We start from the raw sequence: 16,410 nt of genomic DNA, 5'->3' as shown, positions 1-16,410 counted from the left end.
GGGTGATCCTTCCGGAGAGGCGCAGGACGATCGTCGCGCCGCCACTACACTGCCGTACTACATACGCGTCAGGCCCACAGCGTCGTGCGTCTTCCACGCGGCTAGCAAACCTCCACCGCCTGCGGCCGTCGGGACGGCCGTCCGCATTGGACTTGTGAGGACTCACGTGAGCTCGAAACCCGTCGTACTCATCGCTGAAGAGCTGTCGCCCGCGACCGTGGACGCGCTTGGCCCCGACTTCGAGATCCGGCACTGCAACGGAGCGGACCGAGCCGAACTGCTCCCCGCCATCGCCGACGTCGACGCGATCCTGATCCGCTCCGCCACCAAGGTGGACGCCGAGGCCATCGCCGCCGCGAACAAGCTGAAGGTCGTCGCACGAGCCGGCGTCGGCCTGGACAACGTCGACGTCTCCGCCGCCACCAAGGCCGGCGTGATGGTCGTCAACGCCCCCACCTCGAACATCGTGACCGCCGCCGAGCTGGCCTGCGGCCTCATCGTCGCCACCGCCCGCCACATCCCGCAGGCCAACGCCGCGCTGAAGAACGGCGAGTGGAAGCGCAGCAAGTACACGGGCGTCGAGCTCGCCGAGAAGACCCTCGGTGTCGTCGGTCTCGGCCGCATCGGCGCGCTCGTCGCGCAGCGCATGTCCGGGTTCGGGATGAAGGTCGTCGCCTACGACCCGTACATCCAGCCCGCCCGCGCCGCGCAGATGGGCGTCAAGGTGCTGTCGCTGGACGAGCTGCTCGAGGTCTCCGACTTCATCACCGTCCACCTGCCCAAGACCCCCGAGACCGTCGGCCTCATCGGCGACGAGGCGCTGCGCAAGGTCAAGCCGAGCGTGCGCATCGTCAACGCCGCGCGCGGTGGGATCGTCGACGAGGAGGCGCTGTACTCCGCCCTCAAGGAGGGCCGGGTCGCCGGTGCCGGTCTCGACGTGTACGCGAAGGAGCCCTGCACGGACTCCCCGCTGTTCGAGTTCGACCAGGTCGTCGCCACCCCGCACCTCGGTGCCTCCACCGACGAGGCGCAGGAGAAGGCCGGTATCGCCGTCGCCCGCTCGGTGCGCCTCGCCCTCGCCGGTGAGCTCGTGCCGGACGCGGTGAACGTCCAGGGCGGTGTCATCGCCGAGGACGTCAAGCCGGGCCTGCCGCTCGCCGAGCGCCTCGGCCGTATCTTCACCGCGCTCGCCGGTGAGGTCGCGGTCCGCCTCGACGTCGAGGTGTACGGCGAGATCACCCAGCACGACGTGAAGGTGCTGGAGCTCAGCGCCCTCAAGGGTGTCTTCGAGGACGTCGTCGACGAGACGGTGTCGTACGTCAACGCCCCGCTGTTCGCGCAGGAGCGCGGCGTCGAGGTGCGGCTGACCACCAGCTCGGAGGCGACCGACCACCGCAATGTCGTCACCGTGCGCGGCACGCTCTCGGGCGGCGACGAGGTGTCGGTCTCGGGCACGCTGGCCGGCCCGAAGCACCTGCAGAAGATCGTGGCCGTCGGCGACTACGACGTCGACCTCGCCCTTGCCGACCACATGGTCGTGCTGCGGTACGAGGACCGTCCCGGTGTCGTCGGCACGGTCGGCCGTATCTTCGGCGAGGCGGGGATCAACATCGCCGGTATGCAGGTCTCGCGGGCCGTGGCCGGTGGCGAGGCGCTGGCCGTACTGACCGTGGACGACACGGTGCCCCCCGCGGTGCTGGTCGAGGTCGAGGCGGAGATCGGGGCGACGTTCGCCCGCTCGGTGAACCTGGTCTGACAGATCACCAAGGGAAGGGGCCGAGCCGACGTGAGTCGGCTCGGCCCCTTCGCGTTGCCCTACGTGCTACTTGTCGCTGACGCGAATCCCCCGCAGCGCCCTCGCCGCCAGTGCCGCCGCCCCCACCAGGACCACCGTCCCGGCGATCGCCGCGCCGTGCATTCCGCTGGTGAACGCCTCGCGGGCCGTCGTCGCCAGGGCGTCTCCCGCGCGCCCCGGGAGCTGAGCGGCCGCCGCCAGTGCGCCGCCCAGGGTTTCGTGGGCCGGAGCGGGAGCCGAGGCGGGGATCTCGTGGCGGTAGAGGGCCGTACCGATGGAGCCGAGGATCGCCATCCCGAGCGCGCCGCCGAACTCCGCGCCGGTCTCCATCAGGGAGGAGGCCGAGCCCGCCCGTTCCACCGGGGCGCTGCTCATCGCCAGGTCCGTGATCTGCGAGATGACCATGACGATCCCCGAGGCGAGGACGCCGCACGCGACCAGGATCAGCCAGAGGGAGTCCGTGCCCACGAAGGCCAGGAGCGCGTAGCCGGCCGCGCCGATCGCGAAGCCCGCGGTGACGACGTAGGCGCGGTCGACGCCCTTCTGGACCATTGAGGTCGCCAGTGGTGCCGCCATGCCGATCGGCACCGACGGCAGCAGTGCCCACAGGGCCGCTTCCATGGCGCTCTTGTCGAGCACCGACTGCAGGTACTGCGTGGTGAAGTACGCCGAGCCCATCATGGCGAACGAGCCGATGAGGTTGAGGACGACGGAGGGCGCGAAGCCACGGCCGCGGAACAGCGCCGGCGAGATCATCGGTGCGGCGGCGGTGCGCTGACGGTGGACGAAGGCGGTCGCGAAGAGCAGGCCGACGGTGATCGAGACGACGTACTGGACGTGCCAGCCCTCGGACGGGATCTCCTTGAGGCCGTAGATGACGGGGAGCACCGCGGCCATCGACAGAGGCACGCTGAGCCAGTCGAAGCGGCCGGGGGCGGGGTCGCGGGACTCGGGCAGCAGGAACGGGCCAAGGATCAGCAGCAGGGCCATCGCCGGCAGGTTGACCAGGAAGACCGAGCCCCACCAGAAGTACTGCACGAGGACGCCGCTCATCACCGAGCCGAGCGCGATGCCGGCCGTCATCACACCGGACCACAGGCCGATCGCCTTCGCGCGCTGGCCCGGGTCGGTGAACATCGTGCGGATCAGCGCCATCGTCGACGGCATCAGGGTCGCGCCGCCGATGCCGAGGACCGCGCGGGCCGCGATCAGGGTCTCGGCGCTGTTCGCGTAGGCCGCGGTGAGCGACGCGATGCCGAAGGCCGCCGCGCCGATCAGGAGCAGCTTGCGACGGCCTATGCGGTCGCCCAGGGAGCCCATCGTCATCAGCAGGCCGGCCAGGACGAAGGCGTAGATGTCGAAGATCCACAGCTGCTGGGTCCCACTCGGTTCCAGGTCCGCGCTGATCGCCGGGATCGCGAAGTACAGGACCGAGACATCCATCGAGACCAGCAGCAACGGGAGCATCAGCACGCCCACTGCGGTCCATTCGCGGCGGCCGGCCAGTTGGCCGGCCGGGGTTGTGGTGGTGCTCGTCGGGTTCGTCATGACAGGGACTGTACGGGCGTCTTAAACACTTGTCTAGAACGAACGTATAAGTCATGCGTCTAGGACGGTTGTATGGATCGGAGTAGGGTGGGGGCATGGGACACCGTGAGGATCTGCTCGAAGGCGCCAAGCGCTGCCTGCTGGAGAAGGGGTTCGCGCGCACGACGGCGCGCGACATCGTCAAGGCGTCGGGGACCAACCTGGCCTCGATCGGCTACCACTACGGGTCGAAGGACGCCCTGCTGGCGCAGGCGTATGTGTCGCTGGTCGAGGGGATGGGGGACGCCTTCGAGGGGGACGGGGCCGCGATGAGCGCCGAGCCCGGTTCCCTCGAACGGTTCCAGGAGGTGTGGTCGAACGTCATCGGCACCATGCGCGCGCCGGGCTCGATCTGGCATCTCAGCATGGAGATCGTGGTCATGGGTGACCAACTGCCCGAGCTGCGCGACCACTTGGCGCGCGCCCAGCGGGAGGCCGGACGCGGGTTCGTGCCGATGCTCATGGGCGGGCGCGAGGAGGACGTCTCGGACGAGACCACCGACACGCTCGGCATGTTCTACGTGACCCTCATGACAGGCCTCATCGCCCAGTGGCACTTCGACCCGAAGACCGCGCCCACCGCGGAGCAGCTCACCGAGGGGCTGCGCCAGGTGATCGCCGGGGCCACCGGGGCCACGAGGAGCTGAGTCTCCCGTCCCCCGAAGTGGACTTCAGCAATCGTTGTGGTGGCGATCTCGAAGAACCGGCGCCAGGGCGCCCAGCATCAGTACCGCCGTCGCCGCGAAGGCCCATGGGTAGCCGGTCAGCCCCGCGAGGAGGCCGAAGCCCGCGGCGCCCACGCCCATGCCGCCGTCGTAGGCCAGGTTCCACAGGGCGCTGACCGTGCCGTAGGAGGAGGCGGAGACGCGGGCGTACATCAGTGTCAGCGTGGCGTTCTGCGCGATGCCGAAGCCTGTTCCGAACAGGGCGGTTCCCGCCACGACGGCGGCCGCGCTCCCGGTCGCGGCGGTGACCAGCACGCCCGCCGCCGACAGGAGCAGGCCGGGCAGCACGAGCCGGGCGCTGCCGTACCGGTCGCAGTGGCGGCCCGCCGCCCAGCGTGCCACGGTCGCGGCGGCCGGCTGCACGAACAGCGCCACGGTCACCACCCCGGCGGATGTCGAAGGGACGGCCAACGGCAGGAAGGTGACCAGGATTCCGGCCGCCGTCGCGGTGGCCGCGAACACGACGACCGGGCGCAGCAGGGCGCCCGTGCGCAGCCCGCGGACCACTCCCACCGACTCCTGCGAACCCGCCGACCGGTCAGGCAGTCCGAGCACGGAGACGATCGCGGCCAGCGCCGCCGCACCCCCGGCCACCGCCACCGGCCCGTACCCCACCCGCCCGACCAGCCACAGCCCCAGCGGCAGACCGATCAGCGACGGCACCCCGGACACCACACCCACCACCGCCAGGCCCTCGCCGCGGCGCTCGGCCGGGATCAGCGTCGCGGTCAGGGCGCCGCCCGCGACGATCGTGAGCGCGAAGCCCAGGCCACGCACCAGGCACACCGCCACGATCCACGCCGTGCCGCCGGACATGGTCAGAACCAGGGCCGGGGCGCCGAGCAGGAACAGGCCGGCCATCAGGGTCGCCCGGTAGCCGTGCCGGGCCACCAGCCGGGGAGTGACGAGTTCGCCGAGGACCGTGGCGAGCATCAGAGAGCCGGTGGCGAGACCCGCCGCACCTCCGCCGCCCGCCTCGGCGGCGTAGGCGGGCACCACCGACAGCAGCAGGAAGAAGCTGACGCTCGCGCCGACCAGGCTCACGAAGCGCAGCAGCAGGGGCCGGCTCAGCAGCGGCGGGCGTGAAGTGATCTGCTGCGCAGGGCAGTCGGCCGAAGGCGTCGTAGGCGTCATACCGTCGAAGCTACGCACCGACCGGCCCTGGGCTAAGCTCCAATTCCATGCCTGTGCAGTGGGCCGGTTTGTCACCCGAGCTGCTCCTGACCGTGGACCGGGACGGCGGGGATCGGCTCTGTGCGCAGTTGGAGCGGCAGTTGCGGGACGCGATCCGCTCGGGCCGGCTGGAGGCCGGCGAACGCCTCCCCTCCTCCCGTGAACTCGCCCGCGTCCTCGGTCTGTCCCGCGGTCTCGTCCAGGACTGCTACGCGCAGCTCCAGGCAGAGGGCTACCTCGTCACCCGCGTCGGCTCCGCCACCCGTGTCGCGGCCTGCGCCCAGGTGGAGCCCGCCCCCGCGCCGTCGCCGCCCGAGGCCCGCCCCCGCCTGATCGCCGACTTCCGGCACGGCGTCCCCGACCTGGCTTCCTTCCCGCTCGCCGACTGGCTGTGGGCGACCAGGGAGGCGGCGCGCACCATGCCCACCGCGGAGCTCGACTACGGGGATCCACGCGGCAGTTGGGTCCTGCGCGAGGTGGTGGCCGGTTATCTGCGCCGGGTCCGCGGCGCCGCCGCCGACCCCGCCCGCACCGTCGTCTGCTCCGGCTACGCACAGGGCCTGAACCTCGCCCTGCGCGCGCTCGCCCGCAGCGGGGTGCGCCTCGTCGCTTACGAGGACCCGGGCGGACCCGCCACCGCGAGGTCCGCCGCCGACGCGGCGGGCCTCGCGGCCGTACCGGTGCCGGTCGACGAAGACGGCGTCGACGTACGGGCGTTGGACGCCACCGGAGCCCGCGCGGTGATCGTCACCCCGGCCCACCAGTGGCCCACGGGCGTCGTACTGACACCCGAGCGTCGCCACGCGCTGATCGAATGGGCGGCACGCCGGGACGCGTACGTCATCGAGGACGACTACGACGCCGAGTTCCGCTACGACCGTGAACCGGTCGGTGCGCTCCAGGGGATCGCCGCGGACCGGGTGATCTCCATCGGCACGGTCAGCAAGTCCCTCGCGCCCGCCCTGCGCCTGGGCTGGCTGCTGTGCCCGCCCGCGCTCCTCGACTCGGTCACCGACCTCAAACGCATCGCCGACCGCGGCTCACCCGCCCTCGACCAGCTCGCCCTCGCCCGCCTGATCGAGTCCGGCCGCCACGACCGCCATCTGCGCCGCATGCGCACGACGTACGCGGCCCGCCGCACCGCCCTCGTGGAGGCACTCGCCCGACACGCCCCCGCGGTACGGCTGTCGGGGCTGGCCGCCGGGTTCCATGCGGTGGCGCATCTGCCGGAGGGCGTGGAGGAGCGGGCGGTGGTGGCGGCGGCGCGCCGCCGCGGGGTCGGTCTGTACGGCATGAGCCCGTGCAGGGCCTCGGGGGCCGTGACCCCCGGGCTGCTCGTCCTGGGGTTCGGGGATGTGACGGAGCGGGCGATCGGGGAAGGCGTGGCTGCCGTTGCGGATGTCCTGTGCCAGGGCGGGTGAGGGGATCGATGAGCCGTCTCTTTGTCCGGGGCTTCGCTGTGGCTGGTCGCGGCGGTATGCGGGCTCGGTGCGACGGATTCCCGCATCAGCGGCGGCATGACTACAGCCTCGCGCCCTTCAACGCCATGTGCAGCAGCAGCCGATCCTCGCCGTCGTCCAGGTCGAGGCCCGTCAGCTTCTCCACGCGGGACAGGCGGTAGTACAGGGTCTGACGGTGGATGCCCAGTTCGGCGGCCGTGCGGGCGGCCTGGCCCGCGCAGTCGAGGTAGATCTCGGCGGTGCGGGCGAGTTCGCGGTGGGTGGGGGACAACAGGGTGTGGACGGCAGGGTCGTGGGCCACGTCGGGGGGCAGCGCGGTCAGCAGGCGGAAGGGGCCGATGTGCGCCCACTCGGCGACCGGACCGAGCCGGGGCTCCGCCAGCGCGGCCCGCGCCGCCGCCAGGGCCTCCCGCCAGGCCGTCGCCAGCTCCGCGAGCCCCGTGCGCGCGGCCGCGATCCCGCACGCCGCCGTGCCGCCCCCCTCCAGCTGCCGCGCCCGCTCCAGCAGCCGCCCCGCCGCCGAGCCGGCCGGCGTCAGGACGTCCGCCGAGCGCAGCCGTACCAGCAGGGCGAGGGCATGGGAGGACGCACCCCACGGCACCGTGCACAGCGCCGTCGCCCCCGGCACCGTACGCACCGAAGGGGCGTCTTCCGGGTCGGCGGACGGCCAGGGGGTCACGCAGACCACCGTGTGCAGGCCGTCCGCGCGCGAGCCCAGCGCGGTGCGCAACTCCGCCACCGCCATGTCCTGCTGCCAGCCGCGCTCGGCGGTGAGCACGGCCCGCAGCTCCCGGGTGAGGTCGGCGCCGTGCTGCGCCTCGTCCGCCAGCAGCGCGCCGATGCGTGCCGCCACGTCCATGGCGGCGGTCAGCTGCCGCTCGGTCGGGCCGGGGTCGGAGTCCAGCAGCCAGACATAGCCGAGGACGACACCCCGATGGCGTACCGGAAGGCAGATGCGTCCCCGGTACACGCCCGCCTCGGGCGTCGGCGGGATACGGACCGGGCCCGTCGCCCGGGTGATGCCGAAGCCCTCGAACCACGAACGGACCGCGGACGTGGAACGCCGCGTCAGGATCGAGCGGGTGCGCACGGGATCCAGGGCGGAGGTGTCGAGGTCGCCCTCGCTGTCGTACGCACCGAAGGCGATCAGCTCGAAGTCCCGGTTCTCCAGGGTCGCGGGTACGCCGAGGAGCTCGGAGATCTCGTCGACCAGCTCCTGGTAGTCACCGGCGTGGCTGAAAGCTTCGGACGTCACTCGGGCATTCTCCCGCATTTCCGGGCCCGCTTCATACATCTGTCTGAGATCTGCGGCACGGATGCGTGACAGCTGTCGATGGCTGAGGATCGGAGGGATCCTTAGGTTTCACGGTGGTTCTATCTGCTGGTTTGTGGAGGTGCCCCGTGCTGGGTCCCGTGATTCTTGCCGCGTCGCGCAGCGACCGGATGCGACGCCTGATCTCGGCGGCCCCGGTGACCAAGCAGGTCGTCGACCGCTTCATCCCGGGTGAGACCGTCGACGACATCGTGCCGATCATCAAGGACCTCACGGGCCGCGGTCTGGAGCTGACGATGGACGTCGTCGGCGAGGACATCACCAGCCCCGAGCAGGCCGCCGCGGCCAGGGACGCCTATCTGGCGCTGATCGACCGGCTGAGCGACCTGGGCCTCGGTGAGCGGGTCGAGATGTCCGTCAAACTGTCGATGTTCGGCCAGGCGCTCCACGGCGGCCATGAGCTCGCCCTCGCCAATGTCCGGCCCGTCGTCGAGGCCGCCGCCGCCATCGGTACGACGGTCACGCTCGACGCCGAGGACCACACCACCCTCGACTCGATGTTCGCCATCCACGAGGAGCTGCGGAAGGACTTCCCGCAGACCGGCTGCGTCATCCAGGCCTACCTGTTCCGCACCGAGGCCGACGCCCGCCGTCTCGCCGCGGCCGGCAGCCGGGTGCGGCTGGTGAAGGGCGCGTACAAGGAGCCCGCCGAGGTCGCGTACCAGCAGAAGCAGGAGATCGACAAGGCGTATGTGCGGATCCTCAGGATCCTGATGGAGGGCGAGGGGTACCCGATGGTCGGGTCCCACGACCCGCGCCTGATCTCCATCGCCCAGGAGCTGGCCCGCAAGGCCGGGCGCAAGCCCGACGAGTACGAGTTCCAGATGCTCTACGGCATCCGGAGCGACGAACACCTCCGACTCGCCGCCGAGGGCCACCGCATGCGCGTCTACACCGCCTACGGCACCGACTGGTACGGCTACTTCATGCGAAGGCTCGCGGAGAAGCCGGCGAACCTGCGCTTCTTCGTCCGCAGCATGCTCAGCAAGGGCTGAACCCGCACCCCGCTCGCAACACCCGCTCAACATCAAGGAGTTACGGATCCCATGGACGCTGTGACCCAGGTCCCCACCCCCGTCAACGAGCCGGTGCACGGCTACGCCCCCGGCTCGCCCGAGCGCGCCCGGCTGGAGGCCAAGCTGAAGGAGCTGGCCGAGAACCCGGTCGACCTGCCGATGACGATCGGCGGCGAGAAGCGGATGGGCGGCGGCGAGCGGTTCGACGTCGTGCAGCCGCACAACCACAAGGCCCGCCTGGGCACGTACGCCAACGCCACCCAGCAGGACGCGCAGGACGCCATCGACGCGGCCCTCGCCGCCGCGCCCGCCTGGCGCGCGATGTCCTTCGACGACCGCGCCGCGATCATCCTGCGCGCGGCCGAGCTGCTGTCCGGCCCGTGGCGCGAGACGCTCGCCGCATCGACCATGCTCGGCCAGTCGAAGACCGCCCAGCAGGCCGAGATCGACTGTCCCTGCGAGCTGATCGACTTCTGGCGCTTCAACGTCGCCTACGCCCGCCAGATCCTGGCCGAGCAGCCCCCGGCCAACTCCCCGGGCGTGTGGAACCGTCTGGACCACCGCCCGCTGGAGGGCTTCGTCTACGCGATCACGCCCTTCAACTTCACCGCGATCGCGGGCAACCTGCCCACCGCGCCCGCGCTCATGGGCAACGTCGTCGTCTGGAAGCCGTCCCCGACCCAGACCCACGCGGCGGTCCTGCTGATGCAGCTGCTGGAGGAGGCCGGGCTGCCCAAGGGCGTCATCAACCTCGTCACCGGTGACGGCATCGAGGTCTCCAAGGTGGCTCTGGAGCACCGGGACCTGGCCGGCATCCACTTCACCGGTTCCACCAAGACCTTCCAGTACCTGTGGAAGACGGTCGGCAACAACATCGAGAAGTACCGCTCCTACCCGCGCCTGGTCGGCGAGACCGGCGGCAAGGACTTCCTGGTCGCGCACCCCAGCGCCGACCGCGCGGTCCTGAAGACGGCGCTGACCCGCGGTGCCTTCGAGTACCAGGGCCAGAAGTGCTCGGCGACCTCCCGCGCCTACATCCCGGCGTCCATCTGGAACTCCGGCTTCAAGGAGGAGTTCGCCGCCGAGGTCGACTACCTGACCATGGGCGACGTCACCGACCTCTCCAACTTCATCGGTGCCGTCATCGACGAGCGCTCCTTCGCCAAGAACAAGGCCGCCATCGACCGAGCCAAGTCCGACCCGGCCTGCACGATCGTCGCGGGCGGCAGCTACGACGACTCGGTGGGCTACTTCGTCCGCCCGACCGTCGTCGAGTGCTCCGACCCGGAGAACGAGGTGTTCCGCACCGAGTACTTCGGCCCGTTCCTCGCCGTGCACGTCTACGAGGACGACAAGTACGAGGAGATGCTGACCCAGATGGAGTCGGTGTCCGACTACGCGCTGACCGGCTCGGTCATCTCGGGCGACCGCGCGGCCGCCGCGTACACGATGGACAAGCTCCGCTACGCGGCAGGCAACTTCTACATCAACGACAAGTCGACCGGCGCCGTCGTCGGCCAGCAGCCCTTCGGCGGCGGCCGCGCCTCCGGCACCAACGACAAGGCCGGCGCCCCGCAGAACCTGATGCGCTGGACCCTGACCCGCGCCATCAAGGAGACGCTGGTCCCGCCGACCGACTACACCTACCCGCACATGGGCTGACCCGTCACCGGGGCAGACTGCCCCTCATGACGGCGAAGCAGAACGAGAGCCCGACCGTGGCGGCCGACGACGGCGTACGTCTGTGGGCCGCGCGGTCGGGCTCCGGCGAACCCCTGGTGCTCTGCCACGGCGGGCCGGGCCTGTGGGACTACTTCGAGGACCTGGCCGAGCTGCTCGCCGACCTTACGCCGGTCGTCCGCTGGGACCAGCGGGGCTGCGGGCGTTCGGAACGGGAGGTCACCGGTCCCTGGACGCTCGACCGCTTCGTCGCCGATCTCGACGCCGTACGACGGCACTTCGGTCTTGAGCGGATGCGGCTGCTGGGCCACTCGTGGGGCGCGCAGCTCGCGTTGAGCTACGCCCTGGCGCACCCGGAGCGGGTGAGCCTGCTCGTGTACGTGTCCGGGACGGGCATCGGACCTGACTCCGACTGGCACCCCGCCTTCCTGGCCAACCTCCTCGCCCGCCTCGGCGAGCAGCCCGAACGCCTCGTCCGCCGACGGGAGTTGGACGACCTGCCGGTGCGATCCGACGACGAGGACCGGGAGTGGGCGATCCTGCAGTGGTCGGCCGAGTTCCAGGACCAGGAGCGGGCGCTGGAGCGTGCCGAACGGATGGCCGACCCCTGGTTCGGGATCAACCGCGAGTGCGGCAAGGCCCTCAACCAGGAACGCGGGCGCAGTTGGGGGACTCCCGAGCTCCACGACGCCTGCCGCGCCCTCGATCTGCCGGTCCTGATCCTCGACGGCGCCCAGGACATCCGCCCCCGCTCCGCCGTGGACTCCCTGGAACGTGCTCTGCCCCGCGTCCGCCGGGTGATCCTGCCGGACGCGGGGCACATGGTGTGGACGGACGACCCGAAGGGCTTCCGGGAGGCGGTCGGGCCGGCGGTGGCCTAGCCCGGCATCTCCGTCCGCTCCCACCACTCGTACACCGGCAGGCTGCCTTCCGGGGTGTTCGCGTGACGCGAGGTCGCCCTGAAGTGCTCGTAGCCGTTCCGGAGCTCGATCTTCAGGTCCGGTCCTGAGGTGTCGACCGGGACGATCCGTGCGGGCAGATCCTGCGGGCCGCCCTCGAGAAGTGCCTTGACCGTGTCGGGCATGACCTCACCCTTCCCTCGGTTGGAATCCGGCAGAAAACGACATTACTCCTGATCAGAGCCCTGTGACTCAATCCACTGTCTCAGATAGTAGGAAGTCCGAGTAATTGTGGAGACAGACCGGGCTCGCTCGCTTACTTTTGTAGAAGCCGAACGTCTCGCTCGACCAAGCGAATGGCGGTCGTGAGCGCGCCCCGTGCAGGCAACCCCTGCGGCGCCGCTCCCCGCCCCATCCGGCGTCTCGTAACCCCTTTCCGCACTCCCGGATGTCGAAGGAGTCGATTTCCCATGGCCGAGACGACCGCACGCCGCCGAGTCCGTCACCTCTCCCGTACGAGCGAGTCCGACCGCAAGAACGCCGCAGCCGCCCTCCAGCGAGCCCTGGATCGAAGGGACAACGGCGGTTCGACCGGCCACTGAGCCGGGCATCACCACTGAGCCGGGAGCCGCACCCGCACGAGGTGCGGCGCGGGCTCACGCTCCGCGCCGCACCTCGAAGTGATCGATCCGTTCGCCGCTGTCCGTGAGCGCCGACACCTTCAGGGCGGGCCTCGCGCCGCTCTCCGCCTCCACCGTGAGCAGCGAGAAACCCCGGTAGCGCACCCGCGACCACTCCACGCTCTCCGGCGCGGACGCCTTCGACTTCGTCCAGCGGAAGGTGTCGACGGAGTCGTGGTGCGTGACGTGTCCCTCGTAGCTCTCCTTCACACCCGCCGGGAAGCCGTACAGATCACGGCCGCCGCCACCCGCCGTGACGTACACGATCCCGTCCCGTGCCGGGTCGGTCGACGCGCCGATGGGGACCGGCCTGCCGACCCCGCCGTTCCTGATGGCGTCCGTGCGCTCGTAGACATGGTTGTGCCCGTTGATCACCAGGTCCACCTGGTGCCTGGCGAACAGCGGCAGCCACTGAGCCCGTACCCCGCCGTCGGAGGCGTGTGCGGAGGTCGAGTAGGCGCAGTGGTGGAAGAAGACGACGATGAAGTCGACCCCCTTCGCCGACCGCAGCTCGGCCAGCTTGCTGTCCAGCCACTTCGTCTGCCTGCCGTCCGTGTAGCCGAAGTTGGCGGGGATCTCGTACGAGACGTCGTTCGCGTCCAGCGCCACGAAGCCGACGTTGCCGTAGGTGAACGCGTACACCCCCGGCGCTCTACGAGGGTCGAAGCCGCTGTCCGGGAGGGAGAAGCGGGCCAGCTGGCCGCCGTAGCCCTCCGGCGAGTACCAGGCCTCCATGTCGTGGTTGCCGGTCGTCACCATCCACGGTACCGACCTCGCCACCGGCTCGTTCTGCTTGAGGAACAGGTCCCAGAAGGCGGGGTCGTAGCCGTCCGACTTGTCGCCCCGGCCATTGGTGTCGGCGTAGCAGATGTCCCCGGCGTGCAGATGGAAGGCGGGCTTCTGGCGCAGGATGACGTGGTCGTTGGCGGCCGCGGCCTGGCTGACCCCTTGGTCGCCGAAGGCCGTGAACACGAACTTCTCCGGGGAGGCCGGTGCCGTGCGGAAGCTGCCGATCGTCGAGCGGTGCTTCGGGGCTGCCGGGTCGAAGCCCTCGTGGCCGACGCCGTAGTAGTACGTGGTGCCGGGGCGCAGGCCGTCCAGGGCCGCATGGAGGTAGTACTGCTCCAGCGCAGGCCGTACGCCCGTCACACCCGGCGTGTGCAGAGCGCGGACCTCGGCCTCGATCTTCCGGCTCAGATCCTCGGGCTTCAGACCGATGCGGACGTACGGCTTCCGCACGGCCAGCGGGACCTGCCAGGAGACCCGCATCTGCGACTTCGGGTCGGCGCCGAAGGCGAGATGCCGGCCGAAGGGGGCGACGACCGAGCCGTGCACCGCCGGGCTCGGGGGCGCCGAGGTCCTTGTGCCCTGGGCTCCCGATCCACCGCCGCAGCCGCTCAGCACCCCGCCCGCCGCCACCGCGCCCGCGGTCACCAGCGTGCGGCGCCGGATCAGCTTCGTACGCAGATACTCGTACTGCTCGGCCATGCTCATCCGGCTTGCGAGCTGCTGCGGGATGCCGACGTCGGGTATGTCCATGTGAGGGAACTTCCCAGCGACGGCCAACGGCCGCCAGACATACGGGTGAACGGGTGGCGACCAGTTGACGCCCTCCGTCATCGGCATGTCCGTATGGCGGACGCGGCATGTCATCCCATGGGACGAGGAGTAGGGTTCCCGCATGTCTCGCAGCATCAATCTCGCAGTGATTCCCGGTGACGGCATCGGCCAGGAGGTCGTGGCCGAAGGTCTGAAGGTCCTCTCCGCCGTCCTTCCGCAGGATGTGAAGCTGGAGACCAAGGAGTACGACTTCGGCGCCAAGCGCTACCACGCCACCGGTGAGACCCTCACCGACGCCGACCTCGACGCGCTGAAGAAGCACGACGCCATCCTGCTGGGCGCCATCGGCGACCCGAGCGTTCCCTCCGGCGTCCTGGAGCGCGGCTTCCTGCTCAAGCTCCGCTTCGCCTTCGACCACCACGTCAACCTGCGTCCGTCGAAGCTCCTGCCGGGTGTCGCCACCCCGCTGGCCGGCGAGCCGAGCATCGACTTCGTCGTGGTCCGCGAGGGCACCGAGGGCCCGTACACCGGCAACGGCGGCACCATCCGCAAGGGCACCGAGCACGAGGTCGCCACCGAGGTCTCCGTGAACACGGCCTTCGGTGTCGAGCGTGTCGTCCGCGACGCCTTCGCCCGTGCCCAGGCCCGCCCGCGCAAGAAGCTCACGCTGGTCCACAAGAACAACGTGCTGACCTTCGCGGGTCACCTGTGGACCAACATCTTCAACAAGGTGGCCGAGGAGTTCCCCGAGGTCACCACCGACTACATCCACGTCGACGCCGCGACCATCTACCTGGTCACCGACCCCGGCCGCTTCGACGTGATCGTCACCGACAACCTCTTCGGCGACATCATCACCGACCTCGCCGCGGCCGTCTCCGGCGGCATCGGCGTCGCCGCCAGCGGGAACATCAACCCGTCCGGCGAATTCCCCTCGATGTTCGAGCCCGTGCACGGTTCGGCGCCCGACATCGCCGGCCAGGGCAAGGCCGACCCCTCCGCCACGGTCCTGTCCGTCGCGCTGCTCCTGCGCCACCTCGGCTACGAGGCCGAGGCCGCCCGTATCGACGAGGCGGTCTCCGCCGACCTCGCCGAGCGCACCGGCAAGCCCGCCCGCTCCACGTCGGAGATCGGCGACGCGCTGGCCGTACGAGTAGCCGGCTGACCCCGCCGCCTCTCGAAGCCGCCGGGTCGCATCAGCACCCGGCGGCTTCCGCTGTGTCCCCGCCGGGTGCCACCATCATCCCTGGGCCGCGTTTTCACGCCGTTTCTGCCACGGTCCCCGCCTTGCGATAATCGAACGCGGAGCCGCGGATTGAGGGAATGCTCGGACGTCCTAGAACTGGCCACCGGCCGTACGGACGTGAGCGCGGCCCGTCACACACAACCGGTGAAGGACAACCACTCATGACGACGCCCACGATCGAGCTCAAGCCCTCGGCCTCGCCACTCTCCGACGCGGAGCGCGAGGCGATCCTGGCGAACCCCGGGTTCGGCCGCCACTTCACCGACCACATGGTGACGATCAAGTGGACGGAGGGCCGCGGCTGGCACGACGGCCAGCTCGTCCCCTACGGCCCGCTCTCGCTCGACCCGGCGAACATGACCCTGCACTACGCGCAGGAGATCTTCGAGGGTCTCAAGGCCTACCGCCGCCCGGACGGCTCGGTCGCCACGTTCCGCCCCGAGATGAACGCCCGCCGCTTCCAGCGCTCCGCGCACCGCCTCGGCATGCCCGAGCTGCCGGTCGAGACCTTCATCGAGGCCTGTGACGTCCTCGTCCAGCAGGACAAGGCGTGGGTGCCGGCACACGGCGGCGAGGAGTCCCTCTACCTGCGCCCGTTCATGATCGCGACCGAGGTCGGCCTGGGCGTGAAGCCCGCCAACGAGTACCTCTTCCTGGTCATCGCCTCCCCGGCCGGCGCCTACTTCCCCGGCGGCGTGAGGCCGGTCTCCATCTGGCTCTCCGAGGACCGCGTCCGCGCCGTCCCCGGCGGCATGGGCGACGCGAAGACGGGCGGCAACTACGCGGCCTCCCTGCTCGCCCAGGCCGAGGCCGCGGCCAAGGGCTGCGACCAGGTCTGCTACCTCGACGCGGTCGAGCACAAGTGGGTCGAGGAACTCGGCGGCATGAACCTGTACTTCGTGTACGGCGACAAGATCATCACGCCGTCGCTGACCGGCTCCATCCTGGAGGGCGTCACCCGTGACTCGCTCCTGACCGTCGCCCGCGACCTCGGCTACGAGTCGGAGGAGGGCCGCGTCTCCATCGACCAGTGGCAGCGCGACGCCGAGAACGGCACGCTGACGGAGGTCTTCGCCTGCGGCACCGCCGCCGTGATCACCCCGGTCGGCACCGTCAAGCGTGCGACCGCCGAGTGGCAGCAGGCGGGCGGCGAGCCCGGCGAGGTCACCCTCAAGCTCCGCGAGGCCCTGCTGAACATCCAGCGCGGGACGGCGGAGGACAAGCACGGCTGGATGCATGTTCTCGGCTGAGGGCTG

At 70.5% G+C, this 16,410-nt stretch carries 14 protein-coding genes; 9 read left to right on the top strand and 5 right to left on the bottom strand.

Going from position 1 to position 16,410, the window contains the following annotated elements; translation table 11 throughout:
- Positions 1-166: 166 nt before the first annotated feature.
- Complete coding sequence (gene serA / locus ABT254_RS27860) at positions 167-1,756, top strand: phosphoglycerate dehydrogenase (protein WP_351475537.1); 1,590 nt, start codon at positions 167-169, stop codon at positions 1,754-1,756.
- Between the two features lie 66 nt (positions 1,757-1,822).
- Here the strand turns inward: serA and ABT254_RS27855 are convergent, their stop codons facing one another.
- A complete protein-coding gene (locus tag ABT254_RS27855; protein WP_351475534.1) occupies positions 1,823-3,343 on the bottom strand; it encodes an MFS transporter in 1,521 nt (506 codons plus the stop codon).
- Between the two features lie 95 nt (positions 3,344-3,438).
- Between ABT254_RS27855 and ABT254_RS27850 the strand changes: the two genes are divergently transcribed.
- Positions 3,439-4,029 carry a TetR/AcrR family transcriptional regulator gene (locus ABT254_RS27850; RefSeq protein WP_351475531.1) on the top strand — a complete coding sequence of 197 codons (591 nt, stop codon included), beginning with the start codon at positions 3,439-3,441 and terminating at the stop codon, positions 4,027-4,029.
- A gap of 24 nt (positions 4,030-4,053) precedes the next feature.
- Here ABT254_RS27850 and ABT254_RS27845 read toward each other — a convergent pair whose 3' ends face one another.
- Positions 4,054-5,241, bottom strand: a complete 1,188-nt coding sequence (locus tag ABT254_RS27845; protein ID WP_351475528.1) for an MFS transporter — start codon at positions 5,239-5,241, stop codon at positions 4,054-4,056.
- Positions 5,242-5,288: 47 nt separating this feature from the next.
- Here ABT254_RS27845 and pdxR point away from each other — a divergent pair, with 47 nt between their 5' ends.
- Positions 5,289-6,701 carry a MocR-like pyridoxine biosynthesis transcription factor PdxR gene (gene pdxR / locus ABT254_RS27840; RefSeq protein ID WP_351475525.1) on the top strand — a complete coding sequence of 471 codons (1,413 nt, stop codon included), beginning with the start codon at positions 5,289-5,291 and terminating at the stop codon, positions 6,699-6,701.
- 100 nt (positions 6,702-6,801) lie between these two features.
- Here pdxR and ABT254_RS27835 read toward each other — a convergent pair whose 3' ends face one another.
- Positions 6,802-8,013, bottom strand: coding sequence for a PucR family transcriptional regulator (locus ABT254_RS27835; protein ID WP_351475522.1), 1,212 nt, complete (start codon positions 8,011-8,013; stop codon positions 6,802-6,804).
- A gap of 128 nt (positions 8,014-8,141) precedes the next feature.
- Between ABT254_RS27835 and ABT254_RS27830 the strand changes: the two genes are divergently transcribed.
- From ABT254_RS27830 to ABT254_RS27820, 3 genes are read left to right on the top strand one after another with little or no spacing between them, the layout of a single operon-like run.
- On the top strand, positions 8,142-9,068 hold the full coding sequence (locus tag ABT254_RS27830) for a proline dehydrogenase family protein (RefSeq protein WP_351475519.1): 927 nt from the start codon (positions 8,142-8,144) through the stop codon (positions 9,066-9,068).
- Between the two features lie 51 nt (positions 9,069-9,119).
- Complete coding sequence (gene pruA / locus ABT254_RS27825; RefSeq protein WP_351475516.1) at positions 9,120-10,751, top strand: L-glutamate gamma-semialdehyde dehydrogenase; 1,632 nt, start codon at positions 9,120-9,122, stop codon at positions 10,749-10,751.
- Positions 10,752-10,777: 26 nt separating this feature from the next.
- Entirely contained in the window at positions 10,778-11,650 is an 873-nt protein-coding gene (locus tag ABT254_RS27820) for an alpha/beta fold hydrolase (RefSeq protein WP_351475513.1), read from the top strand.
- On the opposite strand, the gene ABT254_RS27815 is transcribed toward ABT254_RS27820, so the two are convergent.
- Positions 11,647-11,853 (bottom strand): DUF5988 family protein, encoded by a 207-nt coding sequence (locus ABT254_RS27815; RefSeq protein ID WP_351475510.1) that lies wholly within the window; start codon positions 11,851-11,853, stop codon positions 11,647-11,649. The genes ABT254_RS27820 and ABT254_RS27815 overlap by 4 nt on opposite strands.
- Positions 11,854-12,138: 285 nt before the next feature.
- Here ABT254_RS27815 and ABT254_RS27810 point away from each other — a divergent pair, with 285 nt between their 5' ends.
- Entirely contained in the window at positions 12,139-12,270 is a 132-nt protein-coding gene (locus ABT254_RS27810; RefSeq protein ID WP_115905715.1) for a hypothetical protein, read from the top strand.
- Positions 12,271-12,324: 54 nt separating this feature from the next.
- On the opposite strand, the gene ABT254_RS27805 is transcribed toward ABT254_RS27810, so the two are convergent.
- Complete coding sequence (locus ABT254_RS27805) at positions 12,325-13,887, bottom strand: purple acid phosphatase family protein (RefSeq protein WP_351475507.1); 1,563 nt, start codon at positions 13,885-13,887, stop codon at positions 12,325-12,327.
- A gap of 142 nt (positions 13,888-14,029) precedes the next feature.
- Here ABT254_RS27805 and ABT254_RS27800 point away from each other — a divergent pair, with 142 nt between their 5' ends.
- Together ABT254_RS27800 and ABT254_RS27795 are read left to right on the top strand one after the other, a co-directional pair.
- Complete coding sequence (locus ABT254_RS27800; protein ID WP_351475504.1) at positions 14,030-15,073, top strand: 3-isopropylmalate dehydrogenase; 1,044 nt, start codon at positions 14,030-14,032, stop codon at positions 15,071-15,073.
- A 242-nt stretch (positions 15,074-15,315) separates the two neighbouring features.
- Positions 15,316-16,404 carry a branched-chain amino acid aminotransferase gene (locus tag ABT254_RS27795; RefSeq protein WP_351475502.1) on the top strand — a complete coding sequence of 363 codons (1,089 nt, stop codon included), beginning with the start codon at positions 15,316-15,318 and terminating at the stop codon, positions 16,402-16,404.
- Positions 16,405-16,410 lie beyond the last annotated feature (6 nt).

This window comes from Streptomyces sp. NPDC001137, assembly GCF_040298885.1.
Lineage (GTDB): Bacteria > Actinomycetota > Actinomycetes > Streptomycetales > Streptomycetaceae > Streptomyces.
This window is presented reverse-complemented; position numbering and strand designations above follow the sequence as displayed.

Excerpts from the sequence above, each read along its gene's own strand:
- ABT254_RS27855 (WP_351475534.1), bottom strand. The coding sequence starts at position 3,343 with ATGACGAACCCGACGAGCACCACCACAACCCCGGCCGGCCAACTGGCC.
- ABT254_RS27850 (WP_351475531.1), top strand. The coding sequence starts at position 3,439 with ATGGGACACCGTGAGGATCTGCTCGAAGGCGCCAAGCGCTGCCTGCTG.
- ABT254_RS27845 (WP_351475528.1), bottom strand. The coding sequence starts at position 5,241 with ATGACGCCTACGACGCCTTCGGCCGACTGCCCTGCGCAGCAGATCACT.
- pdxR (WP_351475525.1), top strand. The coding sequence starts at position 5,289 with ATGCCTGTGCAGTGGGCCGGTTTGTCACCCGAGCTGCTCCTGACCGTG.
- ABT254_RS27835 (WP_351475522.1), bottom strand. The coding sequence starts at position 8,013 with ATGCGGGAGAATGCCCGAGTGACGTCCGAAGCTTTCAGCCACGCCGGT.
- pruA (WP_351475516.1), top strand. The coding sequence starts at position 9,120 with ATGGACGCTGTGACCCAGGTCCCCACCCCCGTCAACGAGCCGGTGCAC.
- ABT254_RS27820 (WP_351475513.1), top strand. The coding sequence starts at position 10,778 with ATGACGGCGAAGCAGAACGAGAGCCCGACCGTGGCGGCCGACGACGGC.
- ABT254_RS27815 (WP_351475510.1), bottom strand. The coding sequence starts at position 11,853 with ATGCCCGACACGGTCAAGGCACTTCTCGAGGGCGGCCCGCAGGATCTG.
- ABT254_RS27810 (WP_115905715.1), top strand. The coding sequence starts at position 12,139 with ATGGCCGAGACGACCGCACGCCGCCGAGTCCGTCACCTCTCCCGTACG.
- ABT254_RS27805 (WP_351475507.1), bottom strand. The coding sequence starts at position 13,887 with ATGGACATACCCGACGTCGGCATCCCGCAGCAGCTCGCAAGCCGGATG.
- ABT254_RS27800 (WP_351475504.1), top strand. The coding sequence starts at position 14,030 with ATGTCTCGCAGCATCAATCTCGCAGTGATTCCCGGTGACGGCATCGGC.
- ABT254_RS27795 (WP_351475502.1), top strand. The coding sequence starts at position 15,316 with ATGACGACGCCCACGATCGAGCTCAAGCCCTCGGCCTCGCCACTCTCC.